Raw genomic sequence first — 13,478 nt, forward strand, 5'->3', positions numbered from 1 at the left:
GGCACCTCTCGATGACACAGGCGTCACGTAGTCTCGAAATAGAACGCGTGAAGTAGATCCACTATCCGCGCGTACCTCTACTTCCGGACAGGGGAGGGGGCCCACAGTGCTTCTCGACACCTATGGCCGCGTGGCCACTGACCTGCGCGTCTCGCTGACCGACAAGTGCAATCTGCGCTGCACCTACTGCATGCCCGAAGAGGGGCTGCAGTGGCTCGGCAAGTCGGACCTGCTCAGCGACGACGAGATCGTCCGGCTGATCCGGATCGCGGTCACGCAGCTGGGGATCACCGAGGTCCGCTTCACCGGCGGCGAGCCGCTGCTGCGGCCCGGCCTGGTCGGGATCGTCGAGCGGTGCGCCGCCCTGGAGCCCCGCCCCAAGATGTCCCTCACCACCAACGGCATCGGTCTGAGGCGCACCGCGCAGGCCCTGAAGGCCGCCGGCCTGGACCGGGTGAACGTGTCCCTGGACACCCTGCGGCCCGAGGTCTTCAAGACCCTCACCCGCCGCGACCGGCACAAGGACGTCATCGAGGGCATGGCCGCGGCCCGCGAGGCCGGCCTCACCCCCGTCAAGGTCAACGCCGTGCTCATGCCCGGCCTCAACGACGACGAGGCCCCCGACCTGCTGGCCTGGGCCGTGGAGAACGAGTACGAGCTCCGCTTCATCGAGCAGATGCCCCTCGACGCCCAGCACGGCTGGAAGCGCGACGGCATGATCACCGCCGGGGACATCCTGGAGTCCCTGCGCACCCGCTTCACGCTCACCGAGGAAGGCGCCGACGAGCGCGGCTCCGCCCCGGCCGAGCGCTGGGTGGTCGACGGCGGCCCGGCCACCGTCGGGGTCATCGCCTCGGTCACCCGACCGTTCTGCGGCGCCTGTGACCGTACCCGGCTCACGGCCGACGGCCAGGTGCGCACGTGCCTGTTCGCGACCGAGGAGTCGGACCTGCGCGCGGCCCTGCGCTCGGGCGCCCCGGACGAGGAGATCGCCCGGCTGTGGAAGGTCGCGATGTGGGGCAAGAAGGCCGGCGCCGGTCTCGACGACCCGTCCTTCGTGCAGCCCGACCGCCCGATGTCGGCGATCGGCGGCTGACCCGGGGCGCGCGACGCGGGTGCGGTCAGCGGGGGCGTTCCGAGCCCTCCGGCTGCACCCACTCGTCCAGCTTCACCGCGTCCTTGAGGAAACCGCGGACCCCCAGGAACTGGGAGAGGTGTTCGCGGTGCTCCTCGCACGCCAGCCAGGTCTTGCGTCGTTCAGGCGTGTGCAGCGTCGGGTTGTTCCACGCCAGGACCCACACGGCCACGTCGCGGCAGCCCTTGGCGGAGCAGGTGGGATTCTCGTCGGTGCCGGAGGCGTCGGAGGAAGTCACGACCCCACATTAGAACGGAATGGCGACGCCGAGCAGCCACGGGGGGAGCTGCCCGGCGTCGGTCCGTCGCTCCGACGGGGGATGCGGAGCGCGTGAGCAGTATGTCACGCAGGACCCGGTGGAGTGCACAGGAACTTCACGATTGATCTGAGCTTTTATTGAGGTTCCCCGCGTCCAGCGCCGGCCGCACGGGGGCCGGAATGAAGTGCGAGGGCAGTGAGGGCGTCGACTCCCGCCCGGCGTTGGCGATGACCACGGCGATGTAGGGGAGCAGGGCTCCGGCCACGAGCGTCACGACGGCCACCGGGCGCTGAACGTTCCACAACAGCACGGTCGCGATGACCGACAGGGTCCTGATCCCCATCGAGATCACATACCGACGCTGGCGGCCCCGCACGTCCTCGTCGAGGCCCATGCGCGCGCCGGTGATCCGGAAGACCTCGGCCCCGTTCCGCTTCTGCCGCTTCGTCCGCTCCACGCTCCACCACCCGATCGCCCGCCGGGCACTCCCGGCCCGGACCCCTCCCACGGTACGCCCGCCCCCGTGCCGTGAGGAGAGGGGGACCCCCGTACGGGGCTGTTCGAAATGCGTGGTATGCCGGATGGGTCGAGACTGGGCCCACGTGCGCACAACGCGCCAGGAGGAGGCTCGACATGGGTTGGTTGTGGGCGATCATCGTCGGTTTCGTGCTGGGGCTGATAGCCAAGGCCATCCTGCCGGGCAAGCAGCACCAGCCGCTGTGGCTGACCACCCTCTTCGGCATCGCCGGTGCCGTCCTCGGCAACGCGGTGGCCACATGGATCGGTGTCGGAGAGACCAGGGGCATCGACTGGACCCGCCACCTGCTGCAGATCGTCGGTGCGGTGGTCATCGTCGCGCTCGGCGAGATGGCGTACGGGGCGATCAAGGGCAAGCGGCGGACGGCCTGACGCACCGCGGGCCATGACGAAGGGGCCGGCCGGACGATGTAAGCGTCCGCACCGGCCCCTCCGCCGTGCTCCGTGGTGCTCCGTGGTGTCCTACGACACGTCAGGCGCCGGTGACCTCCACCGCGGCCAGGTTCTTCTTGCCCCGGCGCAGCACCAGCCAGCGCCCGTGCAGCAGGTCCTCCTCGGCGGGGACCGCGTCCTCGGCGGTGACCTTCGCGTTGTTCACGTAGGCGCCGCCCTCCTTCACGGTCCGGCGGGCGGCCGACTTGCTCGCGACCAGGCCGGTCTCCGCGAGCAGGTCCACCACCAGGCCGAGCTCCGTCACCTGTGCGTGCGGCAGCTCGGACAGGGCCGCGGCCAGCGTGGCCTCGTCCAGCTCCGCCAGGTCGCCCTGACCGAACAGCGCCTTCGACGCGGCGATCACGGCGGCGCACTGGTCGGCGCCGTGCACGAGCGCCGTCAGCTCCTCGGCCAGCGCCCGCTGGGCGGCGCGCGCCTGCGGCCGCTCGGCGGTCTGCGCCTCCAGTGCCTCCAGCTCCTCACGGGACTCGAAGGACAGGATCCGCATGTAGGTGGAGATGTCCCGATCGTCCACATTCAGCCAGAACTGGTAGAACGCGTACGGCGTGGTCATCTCCGGGTCGAGCCACACGGCCCCGCTCTCGGACTTGCCGAACTTCGTGCCGTCCGCCTTGACCATCAGCGGCGTCGCCAGCGCGTGCACGACCGCGCCCGGCTCGACCCGGTGGATCAGGTCGAGCCCGGCCGTCAGGTTGCCCCACTGGTCGGAGCCGCCCTGCTGGAGCACGCAGCCGTAGCGCCGGTACAGCTCCAGGAAGTCCATGCCCTGGAGCAGCTGGTAGCTGAACTCCGTGTAGCTGATGCCCTGGTCGGAGTCGAGCCGCTTGGCGACCGAGTCCTTCGTCAGCATCTTGTTGACGCGGAAGTGCTTGCCGATGTCCCGCAGGAACTCGATGGCGGACATGCCCGCCGTCCAGTCCAGGTTGTTCACCATCAGCGCCGCGTTCTCGCCCTCGAAGGACAGGAACGGCTCGATCTGGGTGCGCAGCCGGGTCACCCAGTTGGCGACGGTCTCCGGGTCGTTCAGGGTCCGCTCGGCCGTCGGTCGCGGGTCGCCGATCTGCCCCGTGGCCCCGCCGACCAGCGCCAGCGGCCGGTTACCGGCCTGCTGGAGCCGGCGCACGGTGAGCACCTGGACCAGGTGCCCCACGTGCAGCGAGGCCGCGGTCGGGTCGAAGCCGCAATAGAAGGTGACCGGACCGTCCGCGAAGGCCTTGCGCAGCGCTTCTTCGTCGGTGGACTGGGCGAAGAGCCCGCGCCACTTCAGTTCGTCGACGATGTCAGTCACGGTCGTGACTCTCCTTGAGAGATGGAGTGAGTAGGGATGTGGATGAGGGGTCTACCCGCACATTCTAGGTGGTCAGACGCCCTTGCTCACCGAACTCATGTTGAAATCCGGGATACGCAGCGCCGGCATCGCGGCGCGCGTGAACCAGTCGCTCCACTCGCGCGGCAGGGTCTTCTCGGTCCGGCCCGCCTCCGAGGCCCGCGACAGCAGGTCCACGGGGGACTCGTTGAACCGGAAGTTGTTGACCTCGCCGACGACCTGCCCGTTCTCCACCAGGTAGACGCCGTCCCGGGTCAGGCCCGTCAGCAGCAGCGTCGCCGGGTCCACCTCGCGGATGTACCAGAGGCAGGTCAGCAGCAGACCCCGCTCGGTGGCCGCGACCATCTCCTCCAGGGACTTCTCGCCGCCGGCGTCCAGGATCAGGTTCCCGAAGCCGGGGGAGAGCTGCATCCCGGTCAGGCTCGCCGTGTGCCGGGTCGTGCTCAGCCGGTTCAGGTGGCCGTCCGCGATCCACTCGGTCGCCGGGACCGGCAGACCGTTGTCGAACACCGAGGCGTCGTCGCCGGAGCTGTGCGCGATCACGAACGGCGCGGACTCCAGGCCCGGCGCGTTCGGGTCGCTGCGCAGCGAGAGCGGCAGCTCGGACAGCTTCTCGCCGAGCCGGGTGCCACCGCCGGGCTTGGAGAAGACCGTACGGCCCTCCACCGCGTCCCGGGCCGCCGCCGACCACATCTGGTAGATCAGCAGGTCCGCCACCGCGGTCGGCGGCAGCAGCGTCTCGTACCGGCCCGCGGGCAGGTCGATCTTCCGCTCCGCCCAGCCGAGCCGCACGGCCAGCTCCGCGTCCAGCACGGTCGGGTCCACGTCCTTGAAGTCCCGGGTGGAGCGGCCCGCCCAGGCGGAGCGCTGCCGGTCCGGGGACTTCGCGTTGAGCTCCAGGGTGCCGTTCGGCTGGTCGTGGCGCAGTCGCAGGCCCGTCGAGGTGCCGACGTAGGTGGAGACCAGCTCGTGGTTGGCGAAGCCGTACAGCTCACGGCCGCCCTCGCGGGCCCGGGCGAAGGCCTCGCCGAGGGCCGGGGCGAAGTCCGCGAAGACCGCCGAGCTCGTCTCGGCGGGCGCGTCGGTGAAGTCCGGCGAGGCCGGCGTCCCGGTGACCAGCCGCTGGGCGTCCTCGGCCGGGCCCGCCCCGCGGGCGGCCGCCTCGGCGGCCCGGACCAGCGGCTCCAGGTCGTCCGCGGTCACGGCGGAGCGCGAGACGACCCCCGAGGCCGTGCCCTCCTTGCCGTCGACCGTGGCGATGACCGTCAAGGTCCGGGAGCGGGTCACGCCGTTCGTCGTCAGGGCGTTGCCCGCCCAGCGCAGATTGGCGCTCGACCCCTCGTCGGCGATGACGACGAGGCCGTCGGCGGTGGACAGCTCCAGGGCCCGCTCGACGATCTCGTGGGGCTTGGTGATGCGGTTCGACGAGCTCATCGCCCGGCCTCCTGCGTGGTGTTCAGGATGTTCACGTCGCGGAACAGCGCGGACGGGCAGCCGTGCGAGACCGCCGCCACCTGGCCCGGCTGGGCCTTGCCGCAGTTGAAGGCGCCGCCCAGGACGTAGGTCTGCGGGCCGCCGACCTTCTCCATCGAGCCCCAGAAGTCGGTGGTGGTGGCCTGGTACGCCACGTCGCGCAGCTGCCCGGCCAGCCTGCCGTTCTCGATCCGGAAGAACCGCTGCCCGGTGAACTGGAAGTTGTAGCGCTGCATGTCGATCGACCAGGAGCGGTCGCCGACCACGTAGATCCCGCGCTCCACCCCGCCGATCAGGTCCTCGGTCGAGAGCCCGCCCGGATCCGGCTGCAGCGACACGTTCGCCATCCGCTGGACGGGCACGTGCCCGGGGGAGTCGGCGAAGGCGCAGCCGTTGGAGCGCCCGAGGTCGGTCAGCTTCGCGATCCGCCGGTCCAGCTGGTAGCCGACCAGCGTGCCGTCCTTGACCAGGTCCCAGCTCTGCGCCTGGACGCCCTCGTCGTCGAAGCCGACGGTGGCCAGCCCGTGCTCGGCGGTGCGGTCACCGGTCACGTTCATGATCGAGGAGCCGTACTTGAGCTTGCCCAGCTGGTCGAAGGTGGCGAAGGAGGTCCCCGCGTACGCCGCCTCGTAGCCCAGCGCCCGGTCCAGCTCGGTGGCGTGGCCGATGGACTCGTGGATGGTGAGCCACAGGTTGGACGGGTCCACCACCAGGTCGTAGCGGCCGGCCTCGACGCTCGGCGCGCGCATCTTCTCGGCGAGCAGGCCGGGGATCTGCTCCAGCTCGGAGTTCCAGTCCCAGCCGGTGCCGGTCAGGTACTCCCAGCCACGGCCGGCCGGTGGGGCGATGGTGCGCATCGAGTCGAACTCGCCGGTCGCGGCGTTCACGGCGACCGCGGTGAGCTGCGGGTGGATCCGGACCCGCTGCTGCGTGGTCGAGGTACCCGCGGTGTCGGCGTAGAACTTGTTCTCGTGGACGGCGAGCAGCGAGGCGTCCACGTGGGCCACCCCGTCGGCCGCCAGCAGGCGCGAGCTCCAGTCGGCGAGCAGCGCCGCCTTCTCCGCGTCCGGTACCTCGAAGGGGTTCACGTCGTACGCGGAGATCCACGTCCGGTCGGCGTGCACCGGCTCGTCCGCGAGCTCCACGCGCTCGTCCGAACCCGCGGCCTTGATCACCTGGGCGGACAGCTTCGCCATGGCCACGGCCTGCGAGGCCACCTTGGCGGCGGCGTCCATGGTCAGGTCGACACCGGAGGCGAATCCCCAGCTGCCCCCGTGCACGACCCGGACCGCGTACCCGAGATCGGTGGTGTCGGAACCACCGGCAGGCTTGGCGTCCCGCAGGCGCCAGGAGGCGCTACGGATCCGCTCCAGCCGGAAGTCGGCATGCTCGGCGCCCAGCGCGCGGGCCCGGGCGAGCGCCGCGTCGGCGAGCGCCCGCAGGGGCAGCGCGGTGAAGGCCGCGTCGATGGAATGGGGCACGGAAGTCCTCCCGTGGTCGGAGCCGGTCGCCCCGATCATGTCGCGATCAGGGCCCTTGTGCCTACATCTTTCTGTAGGGATTCGACAGAGCCGGTCGCAAGGCCCTGTCGGGGGTCGATTCTCCGTACGAGCGATGCGACCTATAGGTTTTTGGTATTCAGACCGCTAGCGAAAGGGTGATCCGTTGAGCCGCTCGGTTCTCGTCACCGGAGGAAACCGGGGCATCGGCCTCGCCATCGCCCAAGCCTTCGCGGAGGCCGGCGACAAGGTCGCGATCACGTACCGGTCGGGCGAGCCGCCGCAGGCGCTCACCTCGCTCGGTGTCCTGGCGGTGCGGTGCGACATCACCGACTCCGAGCAGGTGGAGCAGGCCTACAAGCAGATCGAGGACGCGCACGGCGCGGTCGAGGTGCTCGTGGCCAACGCCGGCATCACCAAGGACACGCTGCTGATGCGCATGTCCGAGGAGGACTTCGCGTCCGTCGTCGACACCAACCTCACCGGCACGTTCCGCGTGGTCAAGCGCGCGAACCGGGGCATGCTCCGGGCCAAGAAGGGCCGCGTCGTCCTGATCTCCTCCGTCGTCGGGCTCCTGGGCTCGGCCGGTCAGGCCAACTACGCCGCCTCCAAGGCCGCGCTGGTGGGCTTCGCCCGCTCCCTCGCCCGCGAGCTGGGTTCCCGCAACATCACCTTCAACGTCGTCGCCCCCGGTTTCGTGGACACCGACATGACGAAGGTGCTCACCGACGAGCAGCGCGCGGGCATCGTGGGCCAGGTGCCGCTCGGCCGTTACGCGCAGCCCGAGGAGATCGCGGCAGCCGTCCGCTTCCTGGCGTCGGACGACGCCGCGTACATCACCGGAGCCGTCATTCCCGTTGACGGCGGATTGGGCATGGGTCACTGATCACCATGAGCGGAATTCTCGAGGGCAAGCGCATCCTCATCACGGGTGTGCTGATGGAGTCCTCCATCGCCTTCCACACGGCCCGGCTGGCCCAGGAGCAGGGCGCCGAGGTCATCCTCACCGCGTGGCCGCGTCCGTCGCTGACCGAGCGCATCGCGAAGAAGCTGCCGAAGCCGGTCAAGGTGATCGAGCTCGACGTCACCAACGACGAGCACCTGGCCCGCCTGGAGGGCCTCGTCCGTGACGAGCTCGGCGGCCTCGACGGCGTCGTCCACTCCATCGGCTTCGCGCCGCAGGACGCCCTCGGCGGCAACTTCCTGAACACGCCGTTCGAGTCGGTGGCCACCGCCATGCACGTCTCGGCGTTCTCGCTGAAGTCGCTGGCCATGGCCTGCAAGCCGCTGTTCCCGGCGGAGGGCGCGGCCATCGTCGGCCTCACCTTCGACGCGCAGTTCGCCTGGCCGCAGTACGACTGGATGGGCCCGGCCAAGGCGGCCCTGGAGGCCACCAGTCGCTACCTCGCCCGCGACCTGGGCAAGGAGAACATCCGCTGCAACCTGGTCTCGGCCGGTCCGATCGGCTCGATGGCCGCGAAGTCCATCCCGGGCTTCGGTGAGCTGGCGGAGGTCTGGAACACCCGCTCCATGCTGAACTGGGACATGAGCGACCCGGAGCCGACGGGCAAGGGCGTCGTGGCGCTGCTGTCCGACTGGTTCCCGAAGACCACGGGCGAGATCGTCCACGTGGACGGCGGCCTGCACGCGATGGGTGCCTGATCCCCGATCGGTCCCCCACGTCGTACGGCGGCGGCCGCGCTTCCCTTCCGGGAGGCGCGGCCGCCGCCGTTTTCGCGCTCCGCGGGGGCGTGCTCGATCGCATGTTCACCGGCCGACCGGATCTTCCCGAGTCGAAAACCGGGACAGATGCCTGCAAACTGACCAGGCCGGGATCTTCTCGGCTCCTGCGGGGAGGAGGTAGGAGTGCGCGCGAGGCCGAGCCGAGTTGTATCCGTGCTGGTCACGTCCGTGATCCTGACCGGACTCATGGTCCCCGGAGCCGCCGCGCAGCCCGTGGGGGAGGAATCCGCACCCGGCCCCGAGGCGGCGGCCCCCGCCGTCGTGGACCTCGCCGACATCCCCGCCGAACCCCCCGCGCAGCCCGCACGGCCCGCAGGGGGTGAACTCTTCGGAGCCGACTGCGACACCGTGATCCAGGGCTCCCAGGTGTCGGCGTACTGCCACAACGCCTATCCGGAGACCGACCTCGTACGGCTGCACGTCGAGTGCGACCGCTGGTGGGACGTGGACGGCGACGGCGTCGCCGTGGCCATCGGTCCGGCCGGCCGGACCGAGCTCGTCGGCCGCTGCTGGAAAGAGGTCCGCTCGGCCTGGGTCAGCCACCGGCGCCCGTGAGCGGGGCGTCCTGCGCGTTCTTGCTGAGGCAGACGAAGGGATAGGCCGCGGCCTCCGAGGCCGCCGCGTCCCCGTCGCCCCGCCGGATCGCCTCGATCAGCCGGGCGTGGTCCAGATGGGCCGAAGGGTTCAGCTCGCTGCCCACGTCCGCCCGCAACCAGTCGGCCACCAGGTCGCCGAGGTCCGCGTACAGCTCGATCAACACGTCGTTGTGCGAGGCGGTCACCACCGCCATGTGCAGACTCACGTCCGCCGCCACGAACACCTCCGCGTCCCCGCCCGCCCAGGCCTCCTCGCGGCGCGCCAGCAGGGCGTCCAGCTGTACGAGGTCCCGCTCGGTGCGCCGCTCCGCCGCCAGTCGGGCGGCCGAGGACTCCAGCGTGGACCGCAGCTCGGCGATGTGCCGCGGCTCGGCCCCGGCGAAGCGACGGTGCATCACACCGGCCAGCTCACTGGTGGCGATGACGTACGTACCCGAGCCCTGCCGGATGTCGAGGAGCCCGTTGTGCGCCAGGGCCCGAACGGCCTCGCGCACCGTGTTGCGGGCGACCCCGAGCAGCTCGACGAGCTCCGGCTCGGTCGGGATGCGGGCGCCCACCGGCCACTCGCCGGACGTGATCTGGTTCCGCAGCTGGGCGATCACCTGATCGACGAGTGCGGAGCGCCGGGGCGAGGTCAGCGGCATGGGTTCCTCTCGGGAGCGACTTCACGAACGACTTCACGAACGACCGGCGAGCGGCTACCGGCGACTGGACAACCAATCATCCCATGATTCTATGATGGTTGAATGCCCGACGAAGAAACCCAGACGCTCGACCGGTCCGCCGGGGCCGCCGCGACGCGTGCCCCGGCCATCACCCCGCAAGCAACGGCGCAGCCGACCTGGCTCGGCCCGGTGCTCGTCGTCGGCATCGTGCTGGCCGCCCTCAACCTGCGGCCCGCCATCACCAGCCTCGGCGCCCTCTTCGAGGAGACCCGCACGGGCCTCGGCATGAGCGGCACCGTCGCCGGACTGATCACCTCCGTCCCCGCCCTCTGCTTCGCCGTCTTCGGTGTCACCGCACCCCGGCTCTCCCGCCGCTTCGGCCCGGCCGCCGTCGTCTGCGCCGGCATGGTCGCGGTCGCCGCCGGCCTGCTCGTCCGGCCCTTCGCGAACGGCCCCGTCGGCTTCCTCGCCGCCAGCGCCCTGTCGCTGGCCGGCATAGCCCTCACCAACGTGCTGCTCCCGGTGATCGTCAAGCGCTACTTCCCGGACCGGGTCGGCACCATGATCGGCCTGTACTCCATGTCCCTGGCCGCCGGCACCTCCCTCGCCGCCGCCGCGACCGTCCCGCTGACCGACGCGCTCGGCGGCAGCTGGCGCACCGGCCTGCTGGTCTGGGCCGTGCTCGCGCTGCTCGCCGTACTGCCCTGGCTGCCCGTCGCCCGCGCCTCCCGGCGCGTCGACCGGGCCGTGGCCACCGCCGGCCCCGTCGCCCCGGGGGCCGGCCCCCGGGTCGGCCGCAGCCGCACCGCCTGGGCCCTGGCCTGCTACTTCGGCCTCCAGGCCACCGGTGCGTACATCACCATGGGCTGGCTCCCGCAGATCTTCCGCGACGCCGGGGTCTCCGCCTCCACCGCCGGAGTGCTCCTCGCCGTCACCATGGTCATGGGCGTCCCGCTGGCCTTCGTCATCCCCGGCCTCGCCGCCCGGATGAAGAACCAGGGCGCCATCGCCGTCACCCTCGGCGTCTTCGGCCTCATCGGCTACGTCGGGCTCTACCTCGCCCCCGCCGCCGGCGCCTGGGCCTGGGCGCTGCTGCTCGGCGTCTCCAACTGCGCCTTCCCCCTGGTCATCACCCTCATCGGGCTGCGCGCCAAGTCCCCGGCCGGCGTGGTCAAGCTCTCCGCCTTCGCCCAGAGCACCGGCTACCTCATCTCCATCCCCGGCCCCCTCCTCATCGGCGCCCTCTACCAGCACAGCGGCGGCTGGGACCTGCCGCTCGCCCTGATGGCAGGACTGCTCCTGCCGCAGATCGTCCTGGGCGTCCTCGCCGGACGGGACCGCACGATCGAGGACGAATGCGGCATGGGAGACTGACCGACATGTCGCCCGTACTTGAACCGAACCCGCAGGACGGCCGCAAGAAGCTCGGCCTCGTGCTCGGGGCGTTCCTTGCCGTGACCGTGATCATCTCCGTCATCGCCACGATCGCCTCCCCCTGAGCACGGCGTCCCCGCGCGGGCGGACCCCAGGGGGAGAGGGGGGTTAACCCCACCACCCCTAGGGGGTCAGGCTCAGGGTGAAGTGGGGTGTGCCCCGGATGGGAAGCCCTGCCCCGGATCCATAGATTCGTAGGCAGCGAGTCAGTCCGGTCCACACCCACGGAGGCGGCCATGTCGGCCCCCACGCACATCAGGCCCCTCCCGCCGGGCCCGTCCGGCCCCCGGGCCCGCGCCACCACCGCCGTCGGCACCCGACTGCACTGGTGGGCCCTCGCCCTGCCCGCCCTCGCCTTCGGGCTCCTCCTGCTGCTCCTCGCCGGATCCGGTGAGGCCCACGCGGCCACCGGCGAGGCCTCGGGACTGGTCCAGGTCGCCGAGCAGCTCCTGCGCGCCGTCGGCTGACCTCCCGCGCTCCCTCAACGCCCTGCACCCCGTGGCTCGTTTCGTGCGAAGCTGGGAGTCATGAGCGCCGACACACCCCGCAGGATCGCCCTCCTCCGGCACGCCAAGGCCGACTGGCCCGAGGTGTCCGACCATGATCGCCCGCTCGCGGAACGAGGCCGCAAGGACGCGCCGGCCGTCGGTCTGAAGCTCGCCGAAACCGGCATCGTCTTCGACCTGGCCCTGTGCTCCACCGCGGCCCGCACCCGCGAGACCTGGAAGCTGGCCGTCCAGGAGATGCCGCACCGGCCGAAGACCCACTACGAGGAGAGGCTCTACGACGCCTCGCTGGGCGAGCTCATCGCCCTGCTCAACGAGACCTCCGACGAGGTCTCGGACCTCCTCGTCATCGGGCACAACCCCGGCATGCACGCCCTCGCCGACGCCCTCTCGGGGCGCGCGGAGGGCGACACCCTGACGCGCATGACCCGTACGGGTTTCCCGACCGCGGCCCTCGCGGTGGTCTCCTTCACCGGATCGTGGAAGTCCGTGGAACACGGAGTGGGCACACTGCTCGACTACTGGACCCCCAAGGGCCTCTGACCCACCCCGGACCCCGGTCCGGCCCGGACGACGACGGGCCCCGGCAACCGCATCGGCTGCCGGGGCCCGTTCGCGCGCGTCTGGGGTCAGGCCAGGTCCGCGGCCTCGATCTCCTCGCGGGTGATCCCGAGCAGATACAGCACCGCGTCGAGGAATGGCACGTTCACCGCGGTGTGCGCGGCCTCGCGTACCACCGGCTTGGCGTTGAAGGCCACGCCCAGCCCGGCCGCGTTCAGCATGTCCAGGTCGTTGGCGCCGTCGCCGATCGCCACCGTCTGGGACAGCGGTACGTCGGCCTCCGCGGCGAAGCGCCGCAGCAGCCGGGCCTTGCCGGCCCGGTCCACGATCTCGCCGGTGACCTTGCCCGTCAGCTTCCCGTCGACGATCTCCAGGGTGTTGGCGGAGGCGAAGTCCAGCCCCAGCCGCTCCCGCAGATCGTCCGTCACCTGCGTGAAACCGCCGGAGACCACACCCACCTGGTAGCCGAGCCGCTTGAGCGTACGGATCAGGGTCCGCGCGCCCGGGGTCAGCTGCACCTCGGCGCGGACCTTGTCCACGACCGACGCGTCCAGGCCCGCGAGCAGCGCCACCCGGGCGTGCAGCGACTGTTCGAAGTCCAGCTCACCGCGCATGGCCCGCTCGGTGACCTCGGCCACCTCGGCCTCGCACCCGGCGTGCGCGGCGAACAGCTCGATGACCTCGTCCTGGATGAGGGTCGAGTCCACGTCCATGACGACCAGGCGCTGCGCCCGGCGGTGCAGTCCGGCGGAGACCACGGCCACGTCCACGCCGATGTGCGCGGAGGCGGTGGCCAGTGCGGTGCGCAGCGGCTCGGTCTCGACGCCGGAGACGGCGAACTCCACCGCTGTCACCGGGTACTTGGCGAGGCGGAAGATACGGTCGATGTTGCCGCCGGTCTCGGTGATCCGGGCGGCGATGGCGGCCGTGGACTCGGCGGTGAGCGGGTGCCCGAGCACGGTGACGTGCGAGCGGCCGCTGCCACGCGGCCGGTTGTCACCGGTGCCGGAGAGGATCTCGGCCTGCATCTTGAGGGATTCGGCCCAGCTGTGGACGGTGGCCCGCAGGTCGCCCTCGGCTCCGCCGGTGGGCTTGGTGACGAGGGCGCACAGGACGATGCGGCCACGGGTGACGACCTGCTCGATGTCGACGACGTCGACGGAGTAGGCGGCGAGGGTGTCGAACAGCCCGGCGGTGATCCCGGGACGGTCCTTGCCGAAGATCTTGACGAGGAGGGTGGGGACGTCGGAGGTCTGCGATGCGCTCATGGTGCCCTCACCGTATCTTCCC

The 13,478-nt window shown here is 71.1% G+C and carries 16 protein-coding genes; 9 read left to right on the forward strand and 7 right to left on the reverse strand.

Features of this window, described 5'->3' with window-relative positions:
• Positions 1–106 precede the first annotated feature (106 nt).
• A complete protein-coding gene (gene moaA / locus BCL76_RS28770) occupies positions 107–1,096 on the forward strand; it encodes a GTP 3',8-cyclase MoaA (protein ID WP_109782267.1) in 990 nt (329 codons plus the stop codon).
• 25 nt (positions 1,097–1,121) lie between these two features.
• Here the strand turns inward: moaA and BCL76_RS28775 are convergent, their stop codons facing one another.
• On the reverse strand, positions 1,122–1,373 hold the full coding sequence (locus BCL76_RS28775) for a hypothetical protein (protein WP_109782268.1): 252 nt from the start codon (positions 1,371–1,373) through the stop codon (positions 1,122–1,124).
• 136 nt (positions 1,374–1,509) lie between these two features.
• Positions 1,510–1,851: a DUF3099 domain-containing protein gene (locus tag BCL76_RS40015; RefSeq protein WP_037884192.1), complete on the reverse strand. Its 342-nt coding sequence runs from the start codon at positions 1,849–1,851 to the stop codon at positions 1,510–1,512.
• 176 nt (positions 1,852–2,027) lie between these two features.
• Here BCL76_RS40015 and BCL76_RS28785 point away from each other — a divergent pair, with 176 nt between their 5' ends.
• Positions 2,028–2,303 carry a GlsB/YeaQ/YmgE family stress response membrane protein gene (locus tag BCL76_RS28785; RefSeq protein ID WP_109782270.1) on the forward strand — a complete coding sequence of 92 codons (276 nt, stop codon included), beginning with the start codon at positions 2,028–2,030 and terminating at the stop codon, positions 2,301–2,303.
• A gap of 100 nt (positions 2,304–2,403) precedes the next feature.
• On the opposite strand, the gene tyrS is transcribed toward BCL76_RS28785, so the two are convergent.
• From tyrS to BCL76_RS28800, 3 genes are all read right to left on the reverse strand, one after another.
• Entirely contained in the window at positions 2,404–3,672 is a 1,269-nt protein-coding gene (gene tyrS, locus BCL76_RS28790; RefSeq protein WP_109782271.1) for a tyrosine--tRNA ligase, read from the reverse strand.
• Positions 3,673–3,744: 72 nt separating this feature from the next.
• On the reverse strand, positions 3,745–5,145 hold the full coding sequence (locus tag BCL76_RS28795) for a metallopeptidase TldD-related protein (RefSeq protein WP_109782272.1): 1,401 nt from the start codon (positions 5,143–5,145) through the stop codon (positions 3,745–3,747).
• Positions 5,142–6,665, reverse strand: a complete 1,524-nt coding sequence (locus BCL76_RS28800) for a TldD/PmbA family protein (RefSeq protein ID WP_109782334.1) — start codon at positions 6,663–6,665, stop codon at positions 5,142–5,144. Before BCL76_RS28800 ends, BCL76_RS28795 begins: the two co-directional genes overlap by 4 nt.
• 184 nt (positions 6,666–6,849) lie before the next feature.
• On the opposite strand from BCL76_RS28800, the gene fabG reads away from it, so the two are divergent.
• From fabG to BCL76_RS28815, 3 genes are all read left to right on the forward strand, one after another.
• Positions 6,850–7,569, forward strand: a complete 720-nt coding sequence (fabG, locus tag BCL76_RS28805) for a 3-oxoacyl-[acyl-carrier-protein] reductase (protein ID WP_109782273.1) — start codon at positions 6,850–6,852, stop codon at positions 7,567–7,569.
• A 5-nt stretch (positions 7,570–7,574) separates the two neighbouring features.
• Entirely contained in the window at positions 7,575–8,345 is a 771-nt protein-coding gene (gene fabI, locus BCL76_RS28810; RefSeq protein WP_109782274.1) for an enoyl-ACP reductase FabI, read from the forward strand.
• A gap of 267 nt (positions 8,346–8,612) precedes the next feature.
• Positions 8,613–8,981 (forward strand): hypothetical protein, encoded by a 369-nt coding sequence (locus BCL76_RS28815; protein WP_181382777.1) that lies wholly within the window; start codon positions 8,613–8,615, stop codon positions 8,979–8,981.
• On the opposite strand, the gene BCL76_RS28820 is transcribed toward BCL76_RS28815, so the two are convergent.
• Positions 8,962–9,666, reverse strand: a complete 705-nt coding sequence (locus BCL76_RS28820; RefSeq protein WP_109782276.1) for a FadR/GntR family transcriptional regulator — start codon at positions 9,664–9,666, stop codon at positions 8,962–8,964. The genes BCL76_RS28815 and BCL76_RS28820 overlap by 20 nt on opposite strands.
• A gap of 102 nt (positions 9,667–9,768) precedes the next feature.
• On the opposite strand from BCL76_RS28820, the gene BCL76_RS28825 reads away from it, so the two are divergent.
• From BCL76_RS28825 to BCL76_RS28835, 4 genes are all read left to right on the forward strand, one after another.
• Entirely contained in the window at positions 9,769–11,061 is a 1,293-nt protein-coding gene (locus BCL76_RS28825) for a CynX/NimT family MFS transporter (protein WP_109782277.1), read from the forward strand.
• A gap of 5 nt (positions 11,062–11,066) precedes the next feature.
• Positions 11,067–11,186 (forward strand): SGM_5486 family transporter-associated protein, encoded by a 120-nt coding sequence (locus BCL76_RS40020; RefSeq protein WP_252309064.1) that lies wholly within the window; start codon positions 11,067–11,069, stop codon positions 11,184–11,186.
• A gap of 171 nt (positions 11,187–11,357) precedes the next feature.
• Positions 11,358–11,588, forward strand: coding sequence for a hypothetical protein (locus BCL76_RS28830; protein ID WP_030720123.1), 231 nt, complete (start codon positions 11,358–11,360; stop codon positions 11,586–11,588).
• A gap of 60 nt (positions 11,589–11,648) precedes the next feature.
• A complete protein-coding gene (locus BCL76_RS28835) occupies positions 11,649–12,170 on the forward strand; it encodes a SixA phosphatase family protein (RefSeq protein ID WP_030720119.1) in 522 nt (173 codons plus the stop codon).
• Positions 12,171–12,256: 86 nt separating this feature from the next.
• On the opposite strand, the gene serB is transcribed toward BCL76_RS28835, so the two are convergent.
• Complete coding sequence (gene serB, locus BCL76_RS28840; RefSeq protein ID WP_109782278.1) at positions 12,257–13,456, reverse strand: phosphoserine phosphatase SerB; 1,200 nt, start codon at positions 13,454–13,456, stop codon at positions 12,257–12,259.
• Between the last annotated feature and the right edge of the window lie 22 nt (positions 13,457–13,478).

Source organism: Streptomyces sp. CG 926, from assembly GCF_003148825.1.
Lineage (GTDB): Bacteria > Actinomycetota > Actinomycetes > Streptomycetales > Streptomycetaceae > Streptomyces.

Bases quoted from the DNA above. Each gene is read 5' to 3' on its own strand.
- BCL76_RS28785 (WP_109782270.1), top strand. From the start codon at position 2,028: ATGGGTTGGTTGTGGGCGATCATCGTCGGTTTCGTGCTGGGGCTGATA.
- BCL76_RS28795 (WP_109782272.1), bottom strand. From the start codon at position 5,145: ATGAGCTCGTCGAACCGCATCACCAAGCCCCACGAGATCGTCGAGCGG.
- fabI (WP_109782274.1), top strand. From the start codon at position 7,575: ATGAGCGGAATTCTCGAGGGCAAGCGCATCCTCATCACGGGTGTGCTG.
- BCL76_RS28815 (WP_181382777.1), top strand. From the start codon at position 8,613: ATGGTCCCCGGAGCCGCCGCGCAGCCCGTGGGGGAGGAATCCGCACCC.
- BCL76_RS28820 (WP_109782276.1), bottom strand. From the start codon at position 9,666: ATGCCGCTGACCTCGCCCCGGCGCTCCGCACTCGTCGATCAGGTGATC.
- BCL76_RS28825 (WP_109782277.1), top strand. From the start codon at position 9,769: ATGCCCGACGAAGAAACCCAGACGCTCGACCGGTCCGCCGGGGCCGCC.
- BCL76_RS40020 (WP_252309064.1), top strand. From the start codon at position 11,067: ATGTCGCCCGTACTTGAACCGAACCCGCAGGACGGCCGCAAGAAGCTC.
- BCL76_RS28830 (WP_030720123.1), top strand. From the start codon at position 11,358: ATGTCGGCCCCCACGCACATCAGGCCCCTCCCGCCGGGCCCGTCCGGC.
- BCL76_RS28835 (WP_030720119.1), top strand. From the start codon at position 11,649: ATGAGCGCCGACACACCCCGCAGGATCGCCCTCCTCCGGCACGCCAAG.
- serB (WP_109782278.1), bottom strand. From the start codon at position 13,456: ATGAGCGCATCGCAGACCTCCGACGTCCCCACCCTCCTCGTCAAGATC.